Annotated in this window: 27 protein-coding genes and 2 riboswitches; of the genes, 25 read left to right on the top strand and 2 right to left on the bottom strand. The window is 42.6% G+C overall.

Annotated features, from left to right (window positions below):
- Positions 1-50: 50 nt before the first annotated feature.
- Complete coding sequence (locus MKY19_RS16235; protein ID WP_339264988.1) at positions 51-947, top strand: LysR family transcriptional regulator; 897 nt, start codon at positions 51-53, stop codon at positions 945-947.
- Between the two features lie 63 nt (positions 948-1010).
- The gene (locus tag MKY19_RS16230) at positions 1011-1916 is read left to right on the top strand and encodes a tyrosine-type recombinase/integrase (protein ID WP_076283590.1); all 906 of its coding nucleotides are present in this window, start codon (positions 1011-1013) and stop codon (positions 1914-1916) included.
- A 90-nt stretch (positions 1917-2006) separates the two neighbouring features.
- Here the strand turns inward: MKY19_RS16230 and MKY19_RS16225 are convergent, their stop codons facing one another.
- Positions 2007-2930, bottom strand: a complete 924-nt coding sequence (locus MKY19_RS16225; RefSeq protein WP_042188714.1) for an L-lactate dehydrogenase — start codon at positions 2928-2930, stop codon at positions 2007-2009.
- A gap of 172 nt (positions 2931-3102) precedes the next feature.
- On the opposite strand from MKY19_RS16225, the gene MKY19_RS16220 reads away from it, so the two are divergent.
- From MKY19_RS16220 to murB, 15 genes are all read left to right on the top strand, one after another.
- The gene (locus MKY19_RS16220; RefSeq protein WP_339796051.1) at positions 3103-4485 is read left to right on the top strand and encodes an amino acid permease; all 1383 of its coding nucleotides are present in this window, start codon (positions 3103-3105) and stop codon (positions 4483-4485) included.
- A 26-nt stretch (positions 4486-4511) separates the two neighbouring features.
- Positions 4512-5801: a YCF48-related protein gene (locus tag MKY19_RS16215; protein ID WP_339796048.1), complete on the top strand. Its 1290-nt coding sequence runs from the start codon at positions 4512-4514 to the stop codon at positions 5799-5801.
- A 241-nt stretch (positions 5802-6042) separates the two neighbouring features.
- A complete protein-coding gene (locus MKY19_RS16210; RefSeq protein ID WP_179085723.1) occupies positions 6043-6219 on the top strand; it encodes a hypothetical protein in 177 nt (58 codons plus the stop codon).
- Positions 6220-6410: 191 nt separating this feature from the next.
- Positions 6411-6803, top strand: coding sequence for a DUF2500 domain-containing protein (locus MKY19_RS16205; protein WP_042194012.1), 393 nt, complete (start codon positions 6411-6413; stop codon positions 6801-6803).
- Positions 6804-7016: 213 nt separating this feature from the next.
- Complete coding sequence (locus MKY19_RS16200; RefSeq protein ID WP_042188711.1) at positions 7017-7448, top strand: cell wall hydrolase; 432 nt, start codon at positions 7017-7019, stop codon at positions 7446-7448.
- 125 nt (positions 7449-7573) lie between these two features.
- Positions 7574-8035: a spore coat protein GerQ gene (gene gerQ / locus MKY19_RS16195; RefSeq protein WP_076283593.1), complete on the top strand. Its 462-nt coding sequence runs from the start codon at positions 7574-7576 to the stop codon at positions 8033-8035.
- A 312-nt stretch (positions 8036-8347) separates the two neighbouring features.
- Positions 8348-9664, top strand: coding sequence for a hemolysin family protein (locus MKY19_RS16190; RefSeq protein ID WP_042188644.1), 1317 nt, complete (start codon positions 8348-8350; stop codon positions 9662-9664).
- A gap of 159 nt (positions 9665-9823) precedes the next feature.
- Complete coding sequence (locus MKY19_RS16185) at positions 9824-10576, top strand: thioredoxin domain-containing protein (protein ID WP_042188642.1); 753 nt, start codon at positions 9824-9826, stop codon at positions 10574-10576.
- Complete coding sequence (locus MKY19_RS16180) at positions 10573-11037, top strand: disulfide oxidoreductase (protein ID WP_076298723.1); 465 nt, start codon at positions 10573-10575, stop codon at positions 11035-11037. Before MKY19_RS16185 ends, MKY19_RS16180 begins: the two co-directional genes overlap by 4 nt.
- Positions 11038-11234: 197 nt before the next feature.
- A riboswitch (cyclic di-AMP (ydaO/yuaA leader) is annotated at positions 11235-11393 on the top strand.
- 123 nt (positions 11394-11516) lie between these two features.
- Positions 11517-13334, top strand: coding sequence for an APC family permease (locus MKY19_RS16175; RefSeq protein WP_339241452.1), 1818 nt, complete (start codon positions 11517-11519; stop codon positions 13332-13334).
- Positions 13335-13537: 203 nt separating this feature from the next.
- A complete protein-coding gene (locus MKY19_RS16170; RefSeq protein ID WP_339264978.1) occupies positions 13538-14536 on the top strand; it encodes an ABC transporter substrate-binding protein in 999 nt (332 codons plus the stop codon).
- Between the two features lie 221 nt (positions 14537-14757).
- On the top strand, positions 14758-15813 hold the full coding sequence (locus MKY19_RS16165) for an iron ABC transporter permease (RefSeq protein WP_339264976.1): 1056 nt from the start codon (positions 14758-14760) through the stop codon (positions 15811-15813).
- A complete protein-coding gene (locus MKY19_RS16160; RefSeq protein ID WP_042188634.1) occupies positions 15813-16847 on the top strand; it encodes an iron ABC transporter permease in 1035 nt (344 codons plus the stop codon). Before MKY19_RS16165 ends, MKY19_RS16160 begins: the two co-directional genes overlap by 1 nt.
- 75 nt (positions 16848-16922) lie before the next feature.
- The gene (locus MKY19_RS16155) at positions 16923-17723 is read left to right on the top strand and encodes an ABC transporter ATP-binding protein (RefSeq protein ID WP_042188632.1); all 801 of its coding nucleotides are present in this window, start codon (positions 16923-16925) and stop codon (positions 17721-17723) included.
- Between the two features lie 149 nt (positions 17724-17872).
- Complete coding sequence (gene murB, locus MKY19_RS16150; protein WP_339264973.1) at positions 17873-18784, top strand: UDP-N-acetylmuramate dehydrogenase; 912 nt, start codon at positions 17873-17875, stop codon at positions 18782-18784.
- Positions 18785-18844: 60 nt separating this feature from the next.
- Here the strand turns inward: murB and MKY19_RS16145 are convergent, their stop codons facing one another.
- Positions 18845-19180, bottom strand: coding sequence for a hypothetical protein (locus tag MKY19_RS16145; protein ID WP_042188628.1), 336 nt, complete (start codon positions 19178-19180; stop codon positions 18845-18847).
- Positions 19181-19393: 213 nt separating this feature from the next.
- Between MKY19_RS16145 and MKY19_RS16140 the strand changes: the two genes are divergently transcribed.
- From MKY19_RS16140 to MKY19_RS16105, 8 genes are all read left to right on the top strand, one after another.
- Positions 19394-20242 carry an ABC transporter ATP-binding protein gene (locus MKY19_RS16140; protein WP_339796039.1) on the top strand — a complete coding sequence of 283 codons (849 nt, stop codon included), beginning with the start codon at positions 19394-19396 and terminating at the stop codon, positions 20240-20242.
- Positions 20239-20925 (top strand): ABC transporter permease, encoded by a 687-nt coding sequence (locus tag MKY19_RS16135; protein ID WP_339796036.1) that lies wholly within the window; start codon positions 20239-20241, stop codon positions 20923-20925. The genes MKY19_RS16140 and MKY19_RS16135 overlap by 4 nt, the downstream gene beginning before the upstream one ends.
- 74 nt (positions 20926-20999) lie before the next feature.
- Positions 21000-21043, top strand: a riboswitch (PreQ1 riboswitch).
- Between the two features lie 163 nt (positions 21044-21206).
- The gene (gene queF, locus MKY19_RS16130; RefSeq protein WP_042193989.1) at positions 21207-21680 is read left to right on the top strand and encodes a preQ(1) synthase; all 474 of its coding nucleotides are present in this window, start codon (positions 21207-21209) and stop codon (positions 21678-21680) included.
- A 23-nt stretch (positions 21681-21703) separates the two neighbouring features.
- The gene (queC, locus tag MKY19_RS16125) at positions 21704-22372 is read left to right on the top strand and encodes a 7-cyano-7-deazaguanine synthase QueC (RefSeq protein WP_339804357.1); all 669 of its coding nucleotides are present in this window, start codon (positions 21704-21706) and stop codon (positions 22370-22372) included.
- Positions 22372-22854 (top strand): 6-carboxytetrahydropterin synthase, encoded by a 483-nt coding sequence (locus tag MKY19_RS16120; protein ID WP_076283605.1) that lies wholly within the window; start codon positions 22372-22374, stop codon positions 22852-22854. Before queC ends, MKY19_RS16120 begins: the two co-directional genes overlap by 1 nt.
- Positions 22847-23569: a 7-carboxy-7-deazaguanine synthase QueE gene (queE, locus tag MKY19_RS16115; protein ID WP_339796033.1), complete on the top strand. Its 723-nt coding sequence runs from the start codon at positions 22847-22849 to the stop codon at positions 23567-23569. Before MKY19_RS16120 ends, queE begins: the two co-directional genes overlap by 8 nt.
- A 128-nt stretch (positions 23570-23697) precedes the next feature.
- Positions 23698-24222, top strand: a complete 525-nt coding sequence (locus MKY19_RS16110; protein ID WP_339796031.1) for a cysteine hydrolase family protein — start codon at positions 23698-23700, stop codon at positions 24220-24222.
- Positions 24223-25041: a VanW family protein gene (locus MKY19_RS16105; RefSeq protein ID WP_339796029.1), complete on the top strand. Its 819-nt coding sequence runs from the start codon at positions 24223-24225 to the stop codon at positions 25039-25041. It abuts the gene before it with no gap.
- The last annotated feature ends 1 nt before the right edge of the window (position 25042 follow it).

Genomic DNA, 25042 nt, shown 5'->3' with positions numbered 1-25042 from the left:
ATAGTATCCATTCGAAATTCCGATGGGTAACTATTATTCAGGGGGCACGTATGGAATCACGTCATCTTTTTACCTTTATAGTCGTAGTGGAGACGGGTAGCTTCACACGCGCTGCACAGAAGCTTGATTATGCACAATCCAGTATTACCGCACAGATCCAAGCATTAGAGACTGAAATAGGTCAGCCTTTATTTGATCGGATCAGTAAAAGGATCATCCTAACCGATGCAGGCCGCCGTCTGCTCCCATTCGCTCAAGAGATCTCCAGAATGCACTCTCTAGCGCAAGATGCTCTTCGCTCCGAGAGTGAGCTAACAGGGTCTTTACGCATTGGCGCACCTGAATCCCTGGCTGCTTTTCGTTTACCAGGCATTATCAAGGAGTTTCGCGTGAAATATCCAAAGGTCCAAATTCTTCTGAAGCCTGGGGCCTGCTGGGAGCTAACGGATTTAGTTCGATCCGGTGAATTGGATTTGGCCTTCCTACTGCAACCAGAGACGGAAGATAAAGATCTGAATATAGAAACACTGGTGCATGAACAAATGACCCTGATCGCTCCGCCGGATCATCCCTTATTGAATCTTCCAGTGGTAGAACCGGTTCATCTTAAGGGAGAAACGATATTGCATACGGAAACTGGTTGTAGCTACCGTACTTTATTTGAACATCATTTAAACAGACACGGGGTATTTCCGGACCCTACGTTAGAGTTTTGGAGTATTGAGGCGATCAAGCAATGTGTTATGGCGGGTCTAGGCATCGCTTTTATTCCAATGATTACAGTGAGCAACGAATTAGCGGAAAGGAAGTTAGCTAGGCTGAATTGGAATGATGAATCGCAGCGTGTGGCTACTCAAATTGCCTATCATCATAAGAAATGGAAATCTCCTGTTCTAACAGAGTTTTTAAAAGCTGTACAAAAGCATGCTGAAAAATGGAGCAGCTAAGTTTAATTCTTGTAGCTATTCTATGGTACAATAGATTGTCGAAAACAAGGGAGGCTCGAAGCCATGAATGAGTGGAGTGAAGACTACGAAGAGGGGCTTGAGGCTTTTTTAATCTGGATGAAGGATGCCGGTTACACTCCCTATACGCAGAAATCCTATTTAGTGGATGTAAAACAGTTTTTAGAAAGTCTGAATGGTAAAAAGCTAGAGTCCGTAAAGAAGCTACATGTTATTTCTTTTCTTACGTCAGTGCGTGAACGTGGAGTAAGTGATGCTACCCGTAACCGGAAGCATGCCTCAATTAACTGTTTTTTTAAGGCATTAATTGAGCTGGAATTGCTTCTAACCAATCCTGCAGCTGGGATTAAGAAATCTAAAACTGAGATCAATCGCGAACCGGTCTACTTAGATGAAGGTGATCTGGGGCGATTTTTGTCTTCTATAGATGGGAAATACAAAGGTCGTAATTTAGCAGTCTTTTTACTGATGTCCTATATGGGGCTTCGGGTGGGGGAAGTCCACACGCTTAATTTAAGTGATTATAATGTAGAAAGACATTCCCTTCGAGTGTTCGGTAAGGGACGTAAATGGCGTAATGTACCGATTCCAGAGGATGTGGTACCTTTTCTCGATCTGGCGATTGAAGAACGATTAAATCCTTGGCGCAGTAAAGAGGAAGCTATGTTCATTTCACAGAAAGGACGTAGGCTGTCCATACGTGGCATTCAGCAAATCGCTGCGGACACCTTCGATCGTTTCCAAAGGGATGTGCCTGCTGCACAACGTCGACCCTATTCCAGCCATAAGCTACGACATTCCTTCGCTACCATGCTGCTACGAAAAGGTGCGGATCTGAGGACGGTTCAGGAGCTGCTGGGGCACTCTTCCATTCAGACAACAACGGTTTACACGCATATCACGAGCCGTGAGAAGGAAGAAGCCATGTCGAAATTGCAAGTCCAGATTTGATAGAATTCAAAGTGCAATTCTTTTCGTGAAAAAGGGGCTATCCCCGGCCATGTATCATGACAACAGGGAGAGCCCCATGTATTCATTTGCTTATAGTTCTAGCTTAGCTATCTCAGCTTTAAGCTTCTCGGCAGATTTCTGGAATAGAGCTCGTTCTGTCTCATTTAATGGAAGATCTAGTACTTCTCGTACACCGGACCGATCTACGACGCAGGGGGCGCCAAGGTAGACATCCGAAACTCCGTTATAATTATTCAATAAAGTAGATACGTTCAATACAGAACCTTCATTATGAAGAATGGATACTACAATACGATCTAGTGCTAATGCTATTGCGTAAGAGGTTGAGCCTTTGGCATCAATAATTTCATAAGCGGCATTCTTAGTATCCTGGAATATTTCATCTTGTTCTGCTTCGTCAAAACCGAGATCAATCCCGGCAACATTCGCTAGACTCCAAACAGGAAGTTCCGAGTCTCCATGTTCCCCGATAATCTGACCATGAATACTGCGTGGATCAATTTCTTTGTGGCGTCCAATCAGGTAGCGAAAACGTGCACTATCCAGCACCGTTCCGGAACCAATGACTCTTCTGCGATCAAAACCGCTTATTTTCAAAGTGGCATATGACAAAATATCTACAGGATTAGTAGCAATAAGTAGTATCGCATGTTGATTATATTTGGTGATTTTTTGAACGATATCTTTGAAAATTGAAATGTTTTTGCGGAGAAGATCTATCCGGGTTTCACCCGGTTTTTGTGATGCACCGGCAGTTACAATGATGATATCCGCTTCCCGGCAATCTTCATATGTACCAGCCCATAGCTTCACACCACCAACAAAGGGCATGCCGTGATTCATATCCAATGCTTCTCCAAGGGCTTTCTTTTGATTAACGTCAATAAGTACGAGCTCAGGCATACGTCTCCGTAGCAGTAATGTATAGGCTGTTGTTGTACCAACTGCTCCAGTACCAATGACTACGACACGATTGGGTTTCGGGGGGGCCATGATTCCATCTCCTCAGTAATTAAAATTTTTAGCTTTTAATCTTGTCCATCATAATCGCTAACGATATTGTTTTCAAGCAGGTCTTATTTAATGCATTACCCCATTTTGGGCATACTTAATAGAAATTCTCTAATCAATTTGACAACAAGACTAGACAGGAGAGAATGTAAGAATGGATTTATTTCGCAAAAAACCGCTAATTGCACCTTCAAACTCGGGTGCAACCAAGTTGAACAAAACACTTGGTGCGCTGGATCTAACCATGTTAGGTGTAGGAGCGATTATTGGTACTGGTATTTTTGTAATGACAGGAGTAGCGGCAGCAGAACACGCTGGTCCTGGCCTTGTCATTTCATTCCTGTTAGCCGCGTTTGCCTGCGTGCTGTCAGCCCTTTGTTATTCAGAGTTTGCATCGACCATCCCGGTCTCCGGAAGTGCCTATGCTTATAGTTATGTAGCTTTTGGAGAATTACTTGCTTGGATTTTGGGCTGGGATCTTGTGTTAGAGTATGGCGTTGCAGCAGCTGCAGTAAGCAGTGGATGGTCAGGCTATTTGCAGGGACTTTTAGAGGGCTTTGGTATCCATATTCCTACAGCACTATCCGGGGCGTATAATGCGGAAGCAGGTACCATTATTAATTTACCAGCAGTAATAATCATTTTACTAATTTCCTATTTACTAACACGGGGAACTAAAGAGACTGCTCGTTTTAATGCGATTATGGTCGTTATCAAAATAGCTGTAGTGCTTTTGTTTATCGTAACTGGATTTTTCTATGTTAAACCAGAGAACTGGACTCCATTTCTACCCTTTGGCTATCAAGGTGTTGTAAACGGTGCGGCAACTGTCTTCTTTGCCTATATAGGTTTTGATGCGTTATCGACTGCTGCAGAAGAAGTAAAGCAGCCACAGCGTGATTTGCCTATAGGGATTATTTCATCCCTTGCTATATGTTCTGTATTGTATATCCTAGTTTCACTTGTATTAACAGGTATTATACCGTATACGGATCTCAATGTTAGTGATCCCGTTTCTTATGCGCTTCGTGTTGTAAATCAAGATATTATAGCGGGCCTAATCTCTGTTGGAGCTATTGCGGGAATGACCACCGTACTACTCGTAATGCTGTTCGGTCAAACCCGACTGTTATTCGCAATCTCACGTGATGGCCTTCTACCACGAGGATTGTCTAAGATCAATGCTAAAACACAGACACCTATTCGTAGTACGTGGATGGTTGGGATCATTATAGCTGTATTAACGGGCTTTATTCCTTTGGATCGATTGGCTAACTTAACAAGCATTGGAACACTGTTTGCCTTCTTTGTCGTTTCTTTGGGGGTAATTGCCCTGCGTGTTATTCATCCCAATATGAAAAGAGGGTTCAGAGTACCCTGGGTACCCTTCATTCCATTGCTAAGTGCGGCAACATGCGGATATTTGATGTATAATCTAGGAAGTGAGACATGGATTGGGTTTCTGATTTGGACGAGTCTTGGACTTCTGATCTATTTTCTATACGGCTACCGTAATAGTAAGTTAAATCATAAATAAGATTCCAATTGAGAGGAGAGAGGGCATTGACATCTAGAACCGCTGGATTGAAAACTCTAAGAATGTTTATGATGCTATTTTTTTTAGCGTGGATAGTCTCAGCATGTTCTTCACCACCACCGGAGCCTTCTCCACAGCCACAGCCTACAGAAGCACCGGAAGAAGGACAGACGATTACTCTGATTACACCACCAAGTAACGATACTAACAAAGAGAGTGGCCCGAAATATCAGGTTCAAACTCGAATTACGGGTTTTCATCTGCTTAGTGAGACAGAGGGCATAGTATGGGGTGTAACAAAAAATGAACTTCGTTTGTACGTTACCCATAATAACGGGGCGACCTGGGCTAATATTTCTCCTGCACCCAATGTGCAGTTCCTGTCCACACCTGTCTATGGAAAAGGTATCTTTTTTACTGACTCTAATCATGGTTGGATTATAAGAAGTGCTTTTGGTACAACAGAGAATATAGTGCTACGAACCACAGATGGAGGGAAAAGCTGGAAAATCTCTTCATTAGGTGATGATAATAATGTATCTTCCGTTTATTTCAATTCACCAACACAGGGATGGCTAATGACCTCTGCGAACGCTACTCCTAATAAGGAAAGCAAGGCGATTTATTCAACGTCAGACGGTGGGGCCACATGGGAAGAAGTGATGCAGAATGAACAGTATAATCCGAACCTTCCCAATCATTCGATCCCGTTCACAGGTGTAAGTACTGGAATGATCTTCAAGAGTCGTGTAGAAGGATTTGTGACTTTGCAGACCGGTGCCCTTCCTAAGATCTTTATAACTAAGGACGGTGGTCAGAGTTGGAATCCAGGACAGTCTTTTCTGGTAAATGAACAACTGGAAAGCTGTGACAGAGTCATTACTGGCAAACCAGAGTTCTTCGATGCTAGTAAGACTAATGGTTGGATGTCTGTGGGCTGCCAAAATGATAAAGATAAGACGATTACTTACCATGGTTACTTTACCGCTAATGGTGGAGATAACTGGAAATTTACACCATTTGAATTAAAGAGTCCAACCGGAGGGAATCATCAGAGCGCTCCGACGTTTCTGAATTCGCAAGTTGGTTGGGCCATTATTGGTGATACTCTTTACCATACCGCTAACCAAGGGAAAACTTGGCTCCCTCTAAAGGAGAGCAGTGTTCTGCAGTCTAAGCTTGAGGAATATCCTGAGACGATTAAGATGGAGTTTATTTCCACAGAGGTGGGATGGCTTTTACTTGAGAAAAAAGAACAAAAACGCTCGCTCCTCTTACAAACTACAAATGGTGGGATTAGTTGGCGTGTGATGTAAAGTGAAGTGAAGCTGTTTCAAAAGTAGAGGATAATACTTTTGAAACAGCTTTTTTTGAATAAGAATGAACTTCTAAATCAATATGTTTTTGATTGATTGAATATAAGGAAAAAACATAATTAAAATTTTCTTTATAGATGTGAAAAAAATCACATGACATTTAAATGATCGTGTGATATATTTAACACATAGAACAAGTTCAAATTTTCACAAACTTAACTTTCGAATAGGAGAGATTACAATGAAAACTTTTGAAACAGATTATATGACAAGAAACCTGCTGCAACTTTGCTACAACTGTGATGACGCTCACCTGTGTGAAACGGAAGAACAATGCAGAGCATGCTGGGCAGACAATGGTATGTTAGATGTTGAGACTGACGAAACGAAGCAATTGCTAGACCTCGTTCATGCTTAATCTGATCACTCGAAATTATGATTAAAGACCACTCGATTTCTTGATTTCTAAGAAAACGAAGTGGTCTTTTTGCATGAAGTCTCACTAATTTAATGCTTTCTGGACTAGAAGAGGCATATACATGTACAGAAGTGCCTGAAGTTAAGTTAAGGGTTGAATTAATGGGTATGAAGGGGGAAAATGTCATGGGAATGGGCCCGGATCTTTCATGGATGTTTGATTTCTCTGGAACAGTGATGCCAATTTTTCTCATTGTAATGGTTGGTATTCTTGCAGTATCAGCAGGCAGGGGTTTGCTTCAATGGAGCCGGAACAATAGCTCACCCATGCTAACCATCCCTGCCCGTATCGTCAGCAAGCGGAGTGAAATAAGACAGCAGCAGGTTCAAGAAGATAATGGTTCAAGTCGTACGAGTACAACCTACTACTTAACGTACGAATTGAATGGGGGCAGTCGAATTGAATTTAAAGTAGATGGCCATGAATATGGAATGAGTGCAGAAGGCGATAAAGGCATGCTTACTTATCAAGGAACCAGATATCACGGATTTGAGCGACAACCACAATACTCCACAGCGGAGTAGTCATTAGCTATACATTCATTCTTAAACCATTCTTCTGTTCCATTCAACGGAGCAGAGAGAATGGTTTTTATTTGCGGACTATTAAGAACCTAACGGAAAGCAAATGGCTTTAAAATTAGGTTGGAACTGTCACCTCTTGGGCTAATGCACATACAATACACCATGCAGTTAAGAACGAGGTTGTTAACGAAGCAACCCCAAGGAGGAGACAGCGTGGCCGTCATCAAAACGAACTCGGAAGATGTGAAGGTGCTAGCGCGGTTGATGAGAGCGGAAGCTGAGGAAGATGGAGATCTCGGTATGCTTATGGTCGGCAATGTTGGTGTCAACCGGATTCTTGGCAATTGCCTTGATTTTTTGAACATTCGTAATGTGAATGACATGGTCTATCAAAGTCCAGGAGGATTCGAAGCCCCGCAGAAAAGCTACTTCTATCAACGAGCAAGAGAAGCAGACATTCGTCTTGCTAAACGTGCAATTGCAGGTGAAAGAACATGGCCAGCGACCAATGCTTTATGGTTCTTCCGTCCTGTAGGAGATTGCCCTCCAACCTGGTATAACCAACAAAACACAGGCCGCTTTAAAGCTCATTGCTTCTTTACTCCGACTGGAGAAGATTGTCCGTCTGTATTTATTGGTAATTAACAGGGTAACTGTGTTAAAGAGAATTACTCATTATTATGAGTAATTCTCTCAGTAAGCTAGTGCAAAGGTTCTTTTGTGCCCAAAGGGAGCAACTGCTCCGATAAACATTTAGGAGGTTTCATTAAATGATCGTTCAACCATACCGTCCCGTCACTTATACTATTGGTAGTGTTTCTTCTTCAGGTATGCAAATGCCAATGTCTACAGGAATGCAAGGAATGCAAGGCATGGGTAGCATGCCGCCACAAGTTAGCAGTGGAAGTCCAATGACACCAGGAGGGGTTGTAGTTCAAAACCCACCTCAACAGTTTGAACAATCGTATATCGAAAATATTTTCAGACTGAATTTAGGCAAAGTAGGTACATTTTATTTTACTTACGAAAATAACAAAGAGTGGAATGCCAAAGTTTACAAGGGTGTGCTGGAAGCTGCGGGCCGTGACCACATTATTATTAGTGACCCAGTAACTGGTCAACGTACTGTATTACTTATGATTTATTTTGATTATGCTACATTTGATGAGCCCCTTACTTACCAGTACCCTGGAGTGATCGGTAATCCTCCTACAACAAGAAACTGTCGCTAATCAAGTCCTTATATTTCTGGATGAACCCCAACACTTAACGGTGAGGGGGTTTTCTTTATACATATTGATTTTTTGGGATAATAAGGGGAATAAAGACCCATTTTTTTTCGAAAGGACACGCATGCTTGCGGTTTGCCCCAATATATTAATATAATAAAGTATATATTCAAAAACGTGATTCCAGACTGGAGATGAAACCATTGGGAAATTGATACTGAAAGGAACAACTGGCAAGCTTCTTGCCGATACTCTGAAAAAACGAAGGAGGTGGGCCTATCCATCCGTACGGAGAATGATGGATAGGATTATAAATTGAGCGACCCTTTACCCGGTATATTACACGTAGGTCTTATTATTCTGTTGGTATTATTAAATGGATTTTTTGTTTCAGTTGAATACGCAATGGTGAAAGTACGAAGCGGTAGAATTGATACCCTTATTGAAGAAGGTAGTAAAAAAGCTTTAAAAGCGAGAAGCATCGTACGCAACTTGGAAGGTTATCTATCCGCCTGTCAGCTTGGTATTACATTGGCTTCACTTGCGCTAGGATGGTTGGGGCAACCCGCTATAGCTAACCTTGTTGGGCCCTTATTAGGAAGTATAGGTTTTGGAGTAACCGCTGTTAATGTTGTATCTTTGATTATTGCTCTAATGTTTATCACTATCTTGCATATCGTACTAGGAGAACTTGCACCTAAGACTATTGCAGTTAACAAGGCTGAATCTGTCCTTTTGCTAACATCTGGGCCGATGAATGTGTTTTACAAGATCATGTATCCAGTGATTTGGATCGTAAATGGGCTGGCACGTGGTTTATTACGGATCTTCCGTTTATCCCCTGCTTCAGAGCTGGGAACGGCGCATACGGAAGAAGAAATCCGTATTATCATGCAAGAAAGTAATAAAAGCGGCTTTATTGATAATACCGAAATGGCGCTGGTTGACAATATTTTTGAATTTGTGGACACAATGGCCCGTGAGATCATGATTCCTCGAACAGAAATGATCTGCCTGAATAATCATCTTTCAACGGAAGAGAACCTTGAGATTGCTTTTGATGGAATGAGGACGCGTTATCCAGTCTGTGATGGTGATAAGGATCATATCCTAGGCTTCATTCATATCAAGGACTTAATTAGGGATCGTGAACAAAGCTATAATAAATTGATTCGTCCTATACTAACCGTACCAGAATCTATACAGATTAGTGCTCTGCTGAAAGTCATGCAGCGCGCAAAGACACAAATCGCCATTCTGATTGATGAGTACGGTGGGACATCAGGAATGGTTACGCTGGAAGATATCATGGAGGAAATTGTAGGAGAAATTCAGGATGAGTTCGATGAGGAACGTCCTGGTGTTGAGAAGCTGGGGGAGGATGAACACTCCATCGACGGCTTGATGCTTATTGAAGAGATCAATGATCTTTTGGGGCTCCATATGGATACTGAGGATTATGATACGATAGGCGGTTGGCTGTATTCTAAATTGGAGGTTAATCCACCTCAAAAAGGACAGTCTGTAGAATTTGATGATCATCTGTTTATTGTGGAAGAAACGGATAATAAGCGGATTTCTCGAATTAAGCTGCTGAAGTTACAGCTATTGACTGAAGAAGCTGGTGCATAACGAACTTATTAGTAATATTAGGACACAGTGCTATAGCGCTGTGTCTTTTTTACAGCGTTTTTACAGTATTGTTTGCCAAAAAGAGATTAAAAATTATATAATTTTAAATGTATATGATAAAAACTACATTAGTCCACAGAGGACAGAAAGGAACTCTCCTTGAGTAAACCTAATAAAAGTACAAGCGTTCCCCAGCTTAGCAAACAAGAGAAACGGCGGGTAGAACAGGAGCAGCAAAAGCAGAAGACGAGAATTTTAATTATTAGTTCAATAGCTTTAGTAGTCATCATTTTTGTTGGATTGTTTATGTTAGCTTCGAAAGATGCCGCAAAAAATGCCACTTCGGGAGAACCAGTAGCATTCAATTACAGTGAGCTACCTAGAGTCGGTAAAGAGGATGCACCTGTTAAAATTGTTGAATTTGGAGACTTAAAATGTCCAGCGTGTTCCCAATTTGCAACTTCAGTTAAACCGAAAATTGTTCAAGATTTTGTCAACGAGGGAAAAGCAGCGCTCTACTTTGTAAATATGGCTTTCGTTGGTCCAGACTCTGAAACTGCCTCGCTTGCAGCATTATCTGTTTACCATCAGAATCATGATGAATTCTGGAAGTTCTATGATGCTGTATATGCTCAGCAAGGTGATGAGAGCGAAGAATGGGCGACTGAAGATTTCTTAGTAAGCCTTGCGGAGAAAGAGAAGTTAGCTATCGATTACGAACTGCTGCGTAAAGATATCAAGGATCGCACGTATGCAGATGAGCTGAATAAGGGTATGCAGTTAGCTAGTGAAGCTGGGGTGACGACTACACCATCCCTTTACATTAATGGAGTAATGACTGCGGATCCATTTAACATTGAAGCGATTTCAACTGAGATTAATGACGCCGCAAAAGCTGTGGAGGCAAAGTGACAAAGTTCCTATCTTTTTGCAAGCGTAACTGCCTGTATCTGGCCTGGTTCGTCTCTTTAGTTGCTGTTGCTGGTAGCTTGTATCTGAGCGAAGTATTGAAATATGAACCTTGTAAGCTTTGCTGGTTCCAGCGAATTTTTATGTATCCTCAGTTATTCCTCTTGGGAATTGCGACGTTTCGAGGGGATAAAAGGATTATCCCATATGTTCTTCCACTAAGCTTGATTGGTGGTAGTATCTCGATCTATCATTATGCGGAGCAGAAGATTCCTGCGTTAAGTAAAGTGCTTCCTTGTACAATTGGAGTTCCTTGTAATAAGGATTACTTGAACTTTTTTGGATTCATTACGATTCCTTTCCTTGCATTAATCGCTTTTGTTTTAATTAGCATTTTACTTTGGTACGGACGTAAGGAAGAAGAAGTGATGGAGTTAGATACAGAGGAAAGTTTAGGATTTTGATTTTTTAACTTTAAGTGATCCGAAAAAATGTGAAAAGTGATTAAAAACACGATCCAGAGGGATAATTGAAGAGAATGAAAGAGAGCATCCAATAAGACGCTGTATTTGCGCTTACTGGATGTTTTTTCATTCTTTTTTCATTTTTTTCAACGCTTTACTGTATACACTTTGTAGACTAATATTAGACCTTGTGAGAAGTTGAATATGCGCTGAATTTTCTTAGGGAAAACGGGGGAACCAAACTTGGCATATGTGCCAATGGGGTGAATCGGAATGGGTCGATTAGACTTTTACCGTAGGGCTAAACCACAGCCCGAATCCGCCAGCTAACCTCGTAAGCAAAGGTGGGATAATGACCATGCATAGCATGCGGATCATTTCCGTATGCTATTTTTAGTGTCTGCATTTATGAAATCCACCAATGAAAACAGCGCGCGGAAATTCCGTTTCAGCTCCCAAAGAAAGGAACTGTATCCACCATGGTAAGCAAGGTAAAACGACTATTGATCGGGCGTCCGATGAAGTCGAACGAACTCGATCATGAAAAGTTATCCAAGGTTAAAGCACTGGCTGTCCTGTCTTCTGATGCGCTCTCGTCTGTAGCCTACGGAACGGAACAAATTTTGATTGTACTGGTGGCTGCGGGGTTTACTGCCATCTGGTATTCCCTGCCAATTGCATTAGCCGTATTGGGCCTGCTGGCCATCCTGATTTTATCCTATCGGCAGACGATTTACGCTTATCCTCAGGGAGGCGGAGCTTACATCGTTGCCAAGAGTAATCTTGGTGTTCCGACAGGGCTCTTAGCAGGAGGGTCTTTGTTAGTGGATTACATTCTGACCGTAGCTGTTAGTGCGTCGGCAGGGACGGATGCGATCACATCGGCTTTTCCAAGTCTTCATAATCACACCGTTCTTATTGCAGTATCAGTTATTATTTTACTTACTTTGATTAATCTTCGCGGAGTTACAGAATCAGCTTCATTCATCGCAATCCCAGTGTATTTGTTTGTGGTGTCGATTGTAGTCTTGATTATCTCCGGTGTTATTAAATATGCAGCAGGTGGCGTGCATGCGAATGTCCCTGAAATTGGCTCTGCTGTTTCTAATGTTAGTTTGTTTCTACTATTAAAAGCCTTCAGTTCTGGCTGTTCGGCACTTACGGGTGTAGAGGCTGTATCTAATGCCATTCCAAACTTTAAAGCACCAGCTGAAAAGAACGCAGCCAAGACCCTAATGGTCATGGGGGTTATACTTGGATTTATGTTTACAGGTATCACACTACTGGCGTATTGGTACGGCATAGTGCCTGATGAAAAGGCAACGGTTGTTTCTCAGATCGCTGAATCGACCTTTGGCCGCGGAACCTTATATTTTTTCATTCAAGGTATCACAGCAGTAATTTTGTTCTTGGCAGCTAATACAGCTTACTCAGCGTTCCCGCTGCTCGCATTTATGTTTGCAAAAGATAAATATATGCCACATGCTTTTATGGTTCGTGGTGACCGTCTAGGTTTCTCTAATGGTATTATTTTTCTAGGTGTTCTGTCTGCTGTTCTTGTAGCTGCATTCCACGGAAATACAGAAAGCTTGATTCCACTTTATGCGGTTGGTGTATTCATTCCTTTCACATTGTCACAGCTAGGAATGATGGTTCATTGGTTTAAAACAAAACCAGCGGGATGGAAAAAAAGATTTGTTGTAAATACCATCGGTATGCTGACTACATTGACGATTACGCTTATTTTTATCATCACTAAATTCTCAAGCGTATGGATGGCTTTCATTTTCTTACCTGCTGTAATGTTCGTGTTCCACCGGATTCACAGGCACTATTTGAACACTGCAGATCAGCTTCGTATATGCCCGAGTACAGATAAACCTTTGATTAAAGGCAGTACAGTTGTTGTTCCAGTTGCGGGTGTAACACGTGCTGTACTACATTCCATCAGCTATGCCAAGTCTCTAACGGATAATGTTGTAGCCGTGTATGTTGGCTTTGATGAAGAGGACATTCAAAAAATGGAGCAACGGTGGGAGGAATGGAATCCGGGTGTACGCCTGATCGTACTTCGTTCCAGATATCGCAGTATTATTCGTCCGTTAGTGAAATTTATTGATACAGTGGAGTGGAAGACCGCAGCGACGGATCATATCACGATTCTGATTCCACAGTTTATAACTAAGCATTGGTGGCAAGCTGTACTTCATAATCAGACCAGCTTTTTAATCCGTTCGTATCTAATGAATTCAAAAGATGTTGTAGTTGCGACTGTCCCATATCATTTGAATAAATAATGGATCATTAAGGAGAGGCTATATCCGGAACGTTCGGAATATAGCCTTTTTTTTGTATTTTTAAGAAGGAAATTATTGCAAATCCACAAAATTTAAAATTTATATGTTGACATAGAGAATGAGAATCAATATCATTTAAAAGTGAGACTGAGGTAGTCAACACCTTTGAATAACATAGGATGTACACACTAGGAGGGTATTTAATGTTTTTGTTTAACAGAAAAAGATTTGGAAGCATGAAATTAATGATGGTCGGATTAATGGTGATGGTGCTATTCTTATCCGCTTGCGGTAATAATAATCCCGGTAACGCTTCAAACGCAGGAACAGAGCCAACGACGGCACCTACTGCTGAAGCTCCTGCAGCTCCTAAGACGTTAACGGATGCAATGGGACATGAAGTAACGATTCCAGCTAATCCTGGGCGTGTACTGGGTTCTTATTTGGAGGATGCTTTGGTAACTCTAGGTGTGACTCCAGTAGCGCAATGGTCAGTGACTAATGGTATTCAAGATTATCTGTCCACTGAATTGAAGGATGTTCCTACGATCAGCTACGATCTTCCGCTCGAGGCAGTAACCAGCTTCGCTCCGGATCTTATCCTCATCCCATCGGAGTCATCTGTACAGAATGGTATCTATGACCAACTGAATAAGATTGCACCGACTTATGTGATTGGGGATAAGCTAAATCAAGATTGGCGTAAATCGCTACTCAAGATTGGTGAAATTCTGAACAAGACCCCTGAAGCAGAGAAAGCCATTAAAGATTATGAAGACAAGGCGGCTGCAGCGAAAGAAAAGCTTAAAGGAGCTATTGGAGATGAGTCCGTGGCGATTTTATGGTTGGTACAAAAGAACTTCTATATTGTAGACGAAACCCGCAGCAGTGGTGCTGTATTATATACAGACCTTGGTGTAAAGCTGCCTAACTTAGTAACAGAAATTCCTGTTGGTACAAGAGCTACTTGGAATCCAATTTCGCTAGAGAAGCTTTCTGAGCTGACAGCAGATCATATTATCCTTGTAAATAGTGATAAGACTGAGGGTTCGGAGATTCTGGACAGTGCAATTTGGAAAGGCATCCCGGCTGTAAAAGCTGGTAATGTGCATGAAATGAGCTCAACAAGCAGTTGGCTATACAGTGGTGCGAACGCTGGTGGCAAAATTATTGACGATGTGTTAAAAAGTTTTGTGAAATAAAAAGTCGTAATTCACCTTGAATGAGACTTATCATTTGGGTGGGGAAGGGCGTGCAGATCAAGTATCTTAGGATACTTAGATCTGCACCATTTTTTTATAAACCATTCCTGTATTACTGAAAAATAACTCCTACAATTGTACAACCTAATTTTTTTTGCGATAATGAGAATGATTGTTGTTATCATATAGACCATTGTAACTATCGATTAAGGAGACGACTCATGGTTTCACCCTCAGATTTCGCACATCGTAATAAAAATGATACACAAAAAGCTATACATACCCGACCGGCAGCTGCAATGGGTATTCTAGTGATTGGACTCGCTGCCATTGCCTTTGGACTGGCACTTTCGGTCTCAGTGGGTGCGGCAGATATCAAGCTAGCTACGGTATGGGAAGCAATATTTCATTTCAATCCAGATGTACAAAAACATCAGGTGATAAGAGAACTGCGATTTCCACGCGCGATAGCAGGTGCATTGGTCGGTGCTTGCTTCGCAGTAGCAGGGGCAATCATGCAGGGGATGACAAGGAACCCTCTTGCGGATTCAGGTCTGTTAGGCTTGAATGCGGGAGCAGGTGTAGCGCTGGCCATAGTTTTTGCTTTTGCACCTTCGCTCTCCTTCACTTCACTTATGTTGTTTTGTTTTATAGGTGCTGCTATAGCTTCTTTTATCGTATTTGGAATCGGGTCGCTATCTTTTAATGGCCTTACACCTTTACGTTTGACGCTGGCAGGTTCCGCGGTAAGTGCACTACTAGTTGCTGTTAGTCAGGGCATAGCTATTCTTTTTAACTTATCCCAAGATATAGCCTTCTGGTTGGCTGGCGGAATGGGCGGGGCAAGCTGGACTCAGATCAAGATTATTTTTCCTTGGGTGTTCGTGGCATTAATCGCAGCGATGATGTTATCGCGGTCTGTCACCTTGCTCAGCTTAGGAAGAGAAGTTGCAGTTGGTCTGGGGCAGCGGACAAGATTAGTACAGTTGGCATGTATGATTGTTGTAGTAGTTCTTGCCGGAAGTGCAGTCTCAATGGTTGGCCCGATTGCTTTTATAGGACTAATTATTCCACATGTAGCACGTTATTTCGTTGGAGTAGATTATCGGTGGATCATTCCTTGCTCGGCAGTTCTTGGGAGCTTATTGATCATCTTTGCGGATATCGCCGCTAGAATGATAAATGCCCCTTATGAGACGCCGCTAGGCGCATTAATTGCCATCATCGGTGTACCTTTCTTTATTTACTTAGCGAGTAAGCGGAAGGGGGAGCTGTAATGCACAGAACAACCCTTTCTCCCAATGAAAATGAACGCCGTACACGTGCTATTACAGTGTTAGCGGTCCTTGCCATATTGATCGTTGTTGTTTTTATTGTCAGTATGAATACAGGATTTATGCGTCTATCCCCACGGGAGGTATTACATACACTGCTGGGTGATGGAACTCATCAGCAAAAGCTTATCTTATTTGATTTCAGATTACCTCGCATCGTAATTTCATTGTTGGTTGGAGCGGGCTTTGCAGTGTCAGGCTGTATTTTACAAAGTCTCGCAAGAAATGCACTTGCCGAACCGGCTACGCTGGGCATAAGTGCGGGTGCTGGTTTTGCGGTAATCATTTTTATCTCGTTTTTTCCGGCTACAACAGCAGCTCCGGTATTTGTCTTGCCGCTCTTAGCGCTTGGAGGGGCTAGCTTAACCGCCGCTTTAATCTATATTCTTGCTTATAGAAAAGCAGATGGTCTATCTCCAACAAGGTTGATCCTTATCGGGATTGCAGTCGCTGCCGGAATTAACGCTTGCCAGCTGGTGTTGGCACTTCGGCTTGATCCCAATAATTATCAGTTTGTAGCGACTTGGATCGCCGGGAAAATATGGGGGGGCGATTGGAGATTCGTCCTTGCTCTGCTACCTTGGATAGCGATTCTGTTACCGTTCGCCTTCTATAAAGCCCGTATTCTTAATGTATTGAATCTAGGGGACCATACTTCAGTAGGACTTGGAATGCGAGTGGAGAAGGAGCGTATTCTCCTTCTAGTGACTGCAGTTGCGCTTGCCGGCTCCTGCGTTGCTGTAAGTGGAGGAATTGGCTTTGTCGGCCTAATTGCACCACATCTTGCCCGCAAGCTTGTGGGACCCCGTCATCAGGTATTATTGCCTGCTAGTGCGTTGACAGGGGCGCTTCTTATGATTACTGCTGATACTATCGGCAGATGGGTGTTACAGCCTGCAGAAGTTCCAACAGGCATCGTGGTTGCGATCATTGGTGCACCTTACTTTTTATATTTACTCGCCAAATCGAAAGCATAATGCGTACGAAGCGAGTTTTACTATGTAGTTCATTCTAGGAGCATAGCTCCATAAAACTTTTAAGGAGTTGTTAACATGTCAGAACGTTTGAACACAGAAGAGTTAAGTATTGGGTATGCAGAGGCTACAATTGTTAAAGGGTTGAACTTAACTATCCCTACGGGAAAAATAACCGCACTAGTGGGCGCTAACGGTTCTGGTAAATCTACAATTCTTAAAACAATGGCCCGGATCATGAAGCCTAAGAGCGGCAGCGTAATGCTGGACGGCAAATCGATCCATAACTTTTCAACGAAAGAGGTAGCTCGTCAGCTTGCGATCTTACCGCAAAACCCAACGGCTCCAGACGGACTAACGGTCTCTGAACTTGTCAGCTATGGTCGCTTCCCGCATCAAAAAGGATTTGGCACAATGACAGCAGAGGATCGCAGCATTATCTCCAACGCAATCACTGTTACAGGTATGGAGCCTTTCCATGACCGTCCGATTGACCGCTTATCTGGAGGACAACGTCAGCGTGCTTGGATCGCTATGGCATTGGCGCAAGAAACTGACATTCTATTCCTGGACGAACCAACAACATTTCTAGATATGGCTCACCAGCTTGAAGTTCTACAGCTTCTGCAAAAGCTGAATGAGGAAGAAGGCCGTACCATTATCATGGTCGTGCATGACTTGAATCATGCTACTCGTTATGCGCAGCATATGGTAGCTATTAAGTCTGGTACTGTGGTTAGTGAAGGCTCACCTACAGAAGTTATGACACCAGATGTATTGCGGGAAGTGTTTGGAATTGAGGCAGATATTGTTCCAGATCCACGTACAGGTGTGCCGCTGTGTCTTCCTTACGAGCTTGCGGCCTACAAAGCCGTATAATTATATTGAAATCATACAACGAACAGGCTCCCGTCATTGACAAGGGAGCCTGTTCGTTGTTACAGTTGTGGTTGCCTACAAATCCATGATACTACTACTAAAAATAGATCAAGGACCATCATTTATACATGGTTAAAGGAGCATGAAACATGAATATTGACAAAATTCAAAATGACCTAGAGCAGCTAATGACTACAGGGATTGTGAAGAGTCATGAGAACTTAAAAGATCACGTGTATACTAAAATGGGCGGTAAAGCTGATATTTTGGCAGCACCAGCTACTTATGAGGAAATTCAAAAGATCGTTACATATGCGGAACAGAATGGGATCACCCTTACGGTACTTGGGAACGGCTCCAACGTGATTATCCGTGATGGCGGTGTGCGTGGGATCGTGCTGCAAACGGCAGGATTAACCGAAATGGGGATTCGTGACAATCTCTTATATGCGGAGTGTGGAGCCAAGATTATTGATGTTTCCAGATATGCACTGGATATGGAGCTTACGGGTCTTGAGTTCGCCTGTGGCATTCCAGGAACGGTTGGTGGAGCGCTTTACATGAACGCAGGTGCTTATGGCGGAGAAGTTAAAGATGTATTGCACAGTGCGCTGGCTATAACTAAGAGCGGGCAATTGGTGACTCTGCAAGGGGATGAACTGCAATGGGGTTACAGAAAAAGCGTGTTCGCAAGCGGTGAATACATCGTGCTTGAGGCGAAATTTGCTATGACTTCCGGAGATGCATTATCCATCAAGGCGAAAATGGATGAACTTACTTACTTGCGTGAATCCAAGCAACCGCTTGAGTATCCTTCCTGTGGTAGTGTCTTTAAACGTCCTCCAGGTCGGTTTGCAGGTCAGTTAATTCAAGAGAGTGGCTTGCAGGGAACAAGAATCGGTGGTGCTGAGGTATCCAAGAAGCATGCAGGGTTTATTGTAAATGCAGATAATGCAACCGCCAGCGATTACATCGGGCTAATTCACCATGTAAGAGCGACTGTGAAGGATAAATTCGGCGTGGAGCTTGAAACTGAAGTGGAGATCATTGGGGAAGAGTAACTATTAATTAGAAAGAGCCCACAGATTACTGTGGGCTCTTTTGCTGTCGTTACAAATGGTTTAATCCACTGAAAGGGTATATTTAGCTCTTTCAGTAGTTATTTCCGCCTTGCGATCACTTATGTCCTCAATCCGAAGCCCGTCAATAGCTAAGTCATAGGTGGAGTGTGGTAGCGATACTAGCTCACCATCGGCGTTTAAAGTGCTGCCAAATCCTTTTAATATTAATGCACTCCCAAGATAATCATCGATAACATCCTCCGCACTCCGAAACTCAACAGCCTCTAGATTAAAATGAATTTTATCCAGATCACGAAGCTCTTTCTTTTCAATTACAATAGTTTCATTCACATGACTGTTAATCCAGTCCATAAGTTTCTGTATACTTTGTTCCATTAGATGATCCCACCCTTACCTCGAAGATTATTATGTTTAAGTTACCCTTTTCTTAGGATTTGAATCCTTATTTTCGCCACATCTGAGCGGATTTGAACAAAGGAAGGTACTAAGGAATAGCGAATGTTACAGAATAGCAACAACAGAGATAATCCTCTACAACCAGAATAAGGATAGAAGAAAGTTAACTATTCTAAAAAGGGGGGAGTGTTATTGATTCAGCTAACTGATGTCTCAAAATATTATCAGGAGAGGTGTGCAGTTGATCGAATTACTTTCACGGTGGAGAAAGGTGAGGTCTTTGGATTTCTAGGTCCCAATGGTGCAGGGAAGACTACAACGATGCGAATGATGACAGGGCTTCTTCAGTCTACAAGCGGAGAGATTTTAATTAATGGCATGAATATTTCACGTCATAAAAAAGAAATCCATGCTCAAATTGGTGTTGTTTTCGAGCTTCCGAACCTATACATGCGTAGTTCTATTCGAAATAATCTGGAGCTGTTCGCTGATCTGTATAGGGTAGCAGGAAATCGAGTAAATGAAGTCATGGAAACCCTCCAGCTGTTAGATAAGGAAAAAGCTAAAGTAAGCAGCTTATCCAAAGGCTGGAAGCAGCGTGTTCTAATCGCCAGAGCATTATTACATAAGCCTCAAGTGTTGTTTTTAGATGAGCCTACAAGTGGGTTAGATCCAAATTCAGCTTCACTCATACGTAATCACGTCAAGAGAATTCAAGAAGAAGGCACAACCATCGTCTTAACGACGCATGATATGCACGAAGCCGAGGCATTGAGCGATAGAGTGGGCATCATGCACGCTGGTGCCTTGGTGGCACTCGATGAACCGCATAGACTTAAGACCATTTATGGTAAACCAGAAATTGAAGTTAAATATCAGCAGGATGGTAAAGTGGTTATGAAATCCTGGCCGATTGCAGAAGAAGCTACTAAAGATCATATCTATCAGTTAATGTCTACGAATCAAATTCTAAGTATGCACAGCAAAGAAGCTTCGCTGGCAGATGTATTCGCTGCCCTGACGGGAAGTGAGCTAAGTTGAGTCATCAGATATGGAAGCTGTATAAACATGAAAGTAAGGATATACTGCGTAATCCTGCGACTGTAATTCTAATAATTTTGCCTATATTTATGGCTAAAATTATCATCACTGTAGTGGACAAGAGCGGTTTGGACTTCATGCTTCTTTCTACATGGATATTATTTGCGCAAGTGATGGTTGGGATCATGATTACCGGCCCAGGATTAATTGAGGAGCGGGAGAGTAAGACTTATGATGCGCTGTTGATTACTCCGCTAAGCAGAGGCCAGATTATTACAGCGAAAGCTGGATCTGTTCTTGTTTTTTCTTTGTTATCACAGCTGATTGTTTATGTACTAAATCAAGGTTTGACAATGGATTTACTCCCTTCCTTATTGTATATGTTATTGGGTGGAATTATCTTTGTACAAGTTGGAATTATCATTGGTTTAAAGGTAAGTTCCTCCAAAAATGGTTCAGCCATCAGCTCCGCATTTATGGTTGTTTTTTTCTTAGTTGCTTCTGTGTACGTCGCTCTTCCAGAATGGACTTATCCGATCTTTGTTATTCTGCCAAGTATTGAAATCGTCCAGAATTTGAACAGTATTCTAAATGGAGAAGGAGTATTGCTCCTAGAAAGCCTGCTTTTGCTCTTGTGGATTGTGGTGCTTTCGCTCTGGATTTGGAAGACGGGCAAAGCGTAGAACTTGTCAGAAGCAAATTACCATGGTATAGTTCAAGACGCAATATGCATGAAGAAGAAGTCTGCACGGATTGTGCAGGAGAGGTTCGCGAACTCCCTCTATAAAAAACTAAGAGTATATTAAATCTTATAAGCGGATGCAGTCCTTAACCCGGACGTTGCTTCCGTTTCTTCTTAGTGGAGCAAAGTTTTCGAAATCTCGTTCTTCTTTCCATTACCGGCCAAGGTCGAAGGAAAAGAGAGGGGTTTTTTGTCGTGTCAGAAGGAAGATTGAAAGAGGAAATGCAAGAAGTCACTTTACTTGGTAATCAGGGAACGCAGTACAAGTTTGGTTATGATCCAGCTATTCTTGAGGTGTTTGATAACAAGCATCCAGGGCGTGATTATTTTGTTAAATTCAACTGCCCTGAGTTTACTAGCTTATGTCCTGTTACAGGTCAGCCGGATTTTGCCACATTGTATATTTCGTATATTCCTGAACAGAAAATGGTGGAATCTAAATCATTAAAGCTGTATCTGTTTAGCTTCCGTAACCACGGTGACTTTCATGAGGACTGCGTCAACATTATTATGAATGATCTGATCTCACTGATGGACCCACGATACATTGAGGTATGGGGCAAGTTCACTCCGCGTGGAGGCATATCTATTGATCCTTATTGCAACTATGGAAGACCGGGTACGAAGTATGAGGCGATGGCGGAGCACCGCTTAATGAATCACGACCTCTATCCAGAAAAAGTGGATAACCGCTAATCCCAACTAGTTGATAAGGAGAGATTAAGATGAACAAAAAAGCACTCGTCGTATTTAGCGGCGGACAAGATAGCACCACTTGCCTGGTTTGGGCATTGAAGCATTTTGAGGAAGTGCAGGTAGTTACCTTTAATTATAATCAGCGTCATGCGGCTGAAATCGAAGTTGCTACAGAAATAGCAGCTAAGTTTAATGTAAAACAGCATATCCTTGATCTTGGGCTGCTTAATCAGCTGGCTCCAAATGCACTAACCCGCCAGGATATTGATATCGTTGCTGGCGAAGGTGATGAGCTTCCTAGTACATTTGTTGACGGACGGAATCTGTTATTTTTGTCTTTTTCCGCAATATTAGCTAAACAATTGGGATACTCCCATATCGTCACTGGTGTCTGCCAAACGGACTTTAGCGGGTATCCGGACTGCCGTGATGTATTTGTGAAATCATTGAATGTTACGCTGAATTTATCTATGGACTATGAGTTTGCGATACACACTCCATTGATGTGGCTGGATAAAAAGGAAACGTGGAAGATGGCAGATGAACTTGGTTATTTTGATTATGTTCGCGAACACACATTGACCTGTTACAACGGTATTATTGGCAGTGGCTGCGGTACTTGTCCAGCCTGTCTGTTGCGTCAGCGTGGTCTTGAGCAATATGAGGCGGAGAGAATGGAGGCCGGTTCTTAATGCTTAACGAGGTTTCAGTCTGCAAAATATTTACGTTTGATGCGGCGCATCAACTAATTGGTCACAAAGGGAAATGCAGCAATCTGCACGGACATACTTATAAGCTCGAAGTAGTGCTTAAGGGCAAACCAGAGGCTACGGAAGGCCATTCAGACGAAGGGTTTGTTATTGACTTCAGCGATATCAAGGCGACTGTACAACAAAGCCTTGTAGATCGTTTAGATCACGCTTTTCTTGCTATGGGAAATGAACCTGTGTTAGAGACGTTAACGAATACGGGCTCCAAAGTAGCCTTGTTGTCATTCCGCACCACAGTGGAGAATATGTCTTCATATATTGCCTACAAGCTTAAGCAAGCAGGGTTGCCTTTGTACTCGGTAAAGCTATGGGAGACTCCAACCTCCTGGGCAGAGGTGCTGGCTGAAGATGTTCCGGATGAAGGGCCATCCTACCGTTTATATGGAGGCTGTGACTGTGAGTAAGATTCCTGTAATTGAAATGTTCGGTCCGACTATTCAAGGCGAAGGTGCGGTAATTGGAGTGAAGACGATGTTTGTCCGCACCTATGGCTGCGATTATCGCTGTGGCTGGTGTGACTCTGCTTTTACTTGGGATGGTACTGCTAAGGATAAGGTTCGAATGATGACCTCGGATGAAATTATGAATGAACTTTTAGCTATAGCTGGAGATAATTTCGACTGTGTTACGATTTCAGGCGGAAATCCTGCTTTGATTGGTGACGGGATGGGCACTTTTATTAACCTGCTTCATGAACGAGGGATACAAGCCGCTATAGAAACTCAGGGCAGTAAATGGCAGGAATGGTTCAATAACGTGGATGTGCTGACCATTAGTCCGAAGCCGCCAAGCTCAGGGATGACGACGAATTGGGAAATACTAGATAACATCATGAGTAAGATGGAGAATCTGGGCCGCTCTACGCACAGTCTTAAAGTCGTTGTGTTTGATGATAAGGACTTTAATTATGCAAAAGACATTCACCAGCGATATCCAAATGTGCAGCTCTTTCTGCAGCCTGGGAATGATGATGTCACTGAAGAAGGCGACATTTCTGCTCGACTTTTGGGAAGGCTGGAATGGTTGTTTAATAAAGTAATCGTAGACTCTGAGATGAATAAAGTACGTGTCCTTCCACAGCTGCATGCATTGATCTGGCATAATAAACGTGGCAAGTAAAAAGTATTTAAATGTAACGGGTGTCTGCTCAGCAGATGCCCTTTTTTTATTGATTTAAGCCTTTAAATAGGTAGATAGAATGTCCCATAATCTGGTATGATTTTCATAAAAATTGTAGGAGGTACTAAATGGGAAATTCAACTGCACTATTAATTATCGACGTTCAAGAAGCTATGTTCTCCTATCCTGATCAAAAGCTGTACGATGAAGAGGGTGTAATGGAGAGAATTATTTCCCTTCAGAACAAAGCTAGGGTAGTAGGTACTCCAATAGTTTATATTCAACACACCGAAGATGAGGAATATACAAAAGGTACGCCCACATGGCAGATCAGTCACCGCATCACACCGCAGGAAGGCGAAGTTATTGTGGAGAAGCCTACTTGGGATGCTTTTCACCGAACCGAACTGCAAGAGGAGCTACAGAAGCTGGGGATCACGAATCTGGTGATTTGTGGGATGCAAAGTGAGTTCTGCTTAGATACGACAATAAGACGCGCATACAGTATGGGGTATAAGAGTGTTCTCGTCCAAGATGCTCATAGCACCTTTGATAATGGGGTTCTGAATAGTAGTGAGATCGTTAAGCATCATAATGCGGTAATCGGAGGGAGATTCGCCCAGTTACGAGCTGAAAGCGAGGTTCAGTTCTAGATGAGTACACCTCAGGCTGCCATGAAACCTATTCAGCGTTCTCGACTTAGACTATTTGGCGGAAAGCGATATTTTATTTGGAAAAGATATTTGAAATGGTGCACTAGCCGCAGTAAGGTGGCGAAGCAGCGCACTAGTGAAATTTTATCTAATGAAGTGATGACTCATGCTACACCGTTATTAAGAAGTCTACGGAATGTAGATATGGTGCTTCAATACAATAAAATAACCAATTTACGTCTGGCGATAGCGAAACTGGATGGGCTCTTGGTGCGCCCGGGTGAGACTTTTTCCTATTGGAGAAGCATTGGTAAGCCCAGTAAGCGAAAAGGGTATCTGGACGGGATGGTGCTGCATTATGGTGGCTTCCATTCTGGAGTCGGCGGGGGACTGTGCCAGTTGTCCAATCTGATCTACTGGATGACACTGCATACACCTCTTACGGTTACAGAACGGCATCGGCACAGCTATGATGTATTTCCAGATGAACAGCGTACACAGCCATTTGGAAGCGGGGCCACCTGTTCTTATAATTATTTGGATCTTCAAATGAAGAATAACACGAATCAAACATATCAATTAAAGCTCTGGCTGGATGACAGCCATTTGCATGGAGAATGGAGATGCGATGAGCAGTCCCTTTATAAATATGAAGTGTATGAAAGTGATCATCGGATTAGTTTAGAACCTTGGGGAGGGTATATACGCAGTAACAAGATTAGTCGAAAAGTATTCACACGTACCGGCGACCTAGTTGGAGATGAAGCTGTAACGGATAACTATGCGCTTATGATGTATTCTCCGCTTCTTCATGGATAAG

The organism is Paenibacillus sp. FSL R5-0744 (assembly GCF_037972555.1).
Lineage (GTDB): Bacteria > Bacillota > Bacilli > Paenibacillales > Paenibacillaceae > Paenibacillus_AQ.
This window is presented reverse-complemented; position numbering and strand designations above follow the sequence as displayed.

What these genes read in the sequence shown, in the direction of transcription:
- MKY19_RS16165 (WP_339264976.1), top strand. Translation starts at nt 14,758, where the DNA reads ATGGTTTCACCCTCAGATTTCGCACATCGTAATAAAAATGATACACAA.
- MKY19_RS16175 (WP_339241452.1), top strand. Translation starts at nt 11,517, where the DNA reads ATGGTAAGCAAGGTAAAACGACTATTGATCGGGCGTCCGATGAAGTCG.
- MKY19_RS16145 (WP_042188628.1), bottom strand. Translation starts at nt 19,180, where the DNA reads ATGGAACAAAGTATACAGAAACTTATGGACTGGATTAACAGTCATGTG.
- MKY19_RS16170 (WP_339264978.1), top strand. Translation starts at nt 13,538, where the DNA reads ATGTTTTTGTTTAACAGAAAAAGATTTGGAAGCATGAAATTAATGATG.
- MKY19_RS16160 (WP_042188634.1), top strand. Translation starts at nt 15,813, where the DNA reads ATGCACAGAACAACCCTTTCTCCCAATGAAAATGAACGCCGTACACGT.
- gerQ (WP_076283593.1), top strand. Translation starts at nt 7,574, where the DNA reads ATGATCGTTCAACCATACCGTCCCGTCACTTATACTATTGGTAGTGTT.
- MKY19_RS16155 (WP_042188632.1), top strand. Translation starts at nt 16,923, where the DNA reads ATGTCAGAACGTTTGAACACAGAAGAGTTAAGTATTGGGTATGCAGAG.
- MKY19_RS16120 (WP_076283605.1), top strand. Translation starts at nt 22,372, where the DNA reads ATGCTTAACGAGGTTTCAGTCTGCAAAATATTTACGTTTGATGCGGCG.
- MKY19_RS16105 (WP_339796029.1), top strand. Translation starts at nt 24,223, where the DNA reads ATGAGTACACCTCAGGCTGCCATGAAACCTATTCAGCGTTCTCGACTT.
- queF (WP_042193989.1), top strand. Translation starts at nt 21,207, where the DNA reads ATGCAAGAAGTCACTTTACTTGGTAATCAGGGAACGCAGTACAAGTTT.
- MKY19_RS16235 (WP_339264988.1), top strand. Translation starts at nt 51, where the DNA reads ATGGAATCACGTCATCTTTTTACCTTTATAGTCGTAGTGGAGACGGGT.
- MKY19_RS16210 (WP_179085723.1), top strand. Translation starts at nt 6,043, where the DNA reads ATGAAAACTTTTGAAACAGATTATATGACAAGAAACCTGCTGCAACTT.
- MKY19_RS16220 (WP_339796051.1), top strand. Translation starts at nt 3,103, where the DNA reads ATGGATTTATTTCGCAAAAAACCGCTAATTGCACCTTCAAACTCGGGT.
- MKY19_RS16230 (WP_076283590.1), top strand. Translation starts at nt 1,011, where the DNA reads ATGAATGAGTGGAGTGAAGACTACGAAGAGGGGCTTGAGGCTTTTTTA.
- MKY19_RS16110 (WP_339796031.1), top strand. Translation starts at nt 23,698, where the DNA reads ATGGGAAATTCAACTGCACTATTAATTATCGACGTTCAAGAAGCTATG.
- MKY19_RS16205 (WP_042194012.1), top strand. Translation starts at nt 6,411, where the DNA reads ATGGGCCCGGATCTTTCATGGATGTTTGATTTCTCTGGAACAGTGATG.
- MKY19_RS16225 (WP_042188714.1), bottom strand. Translation starts at nt 2,930, where the DNA reads ATGGCCCCCCCGAAACCCAATCGTGTCGTAGTCATTGGTACTGGAGCA.
- murB (WP_339264973.1), top strand. Translation starts at nt 17,873, where the DNA reads ATGAATATTGACAAAATTCAAAATGACCTAGAGCAGCTAATGACTACA.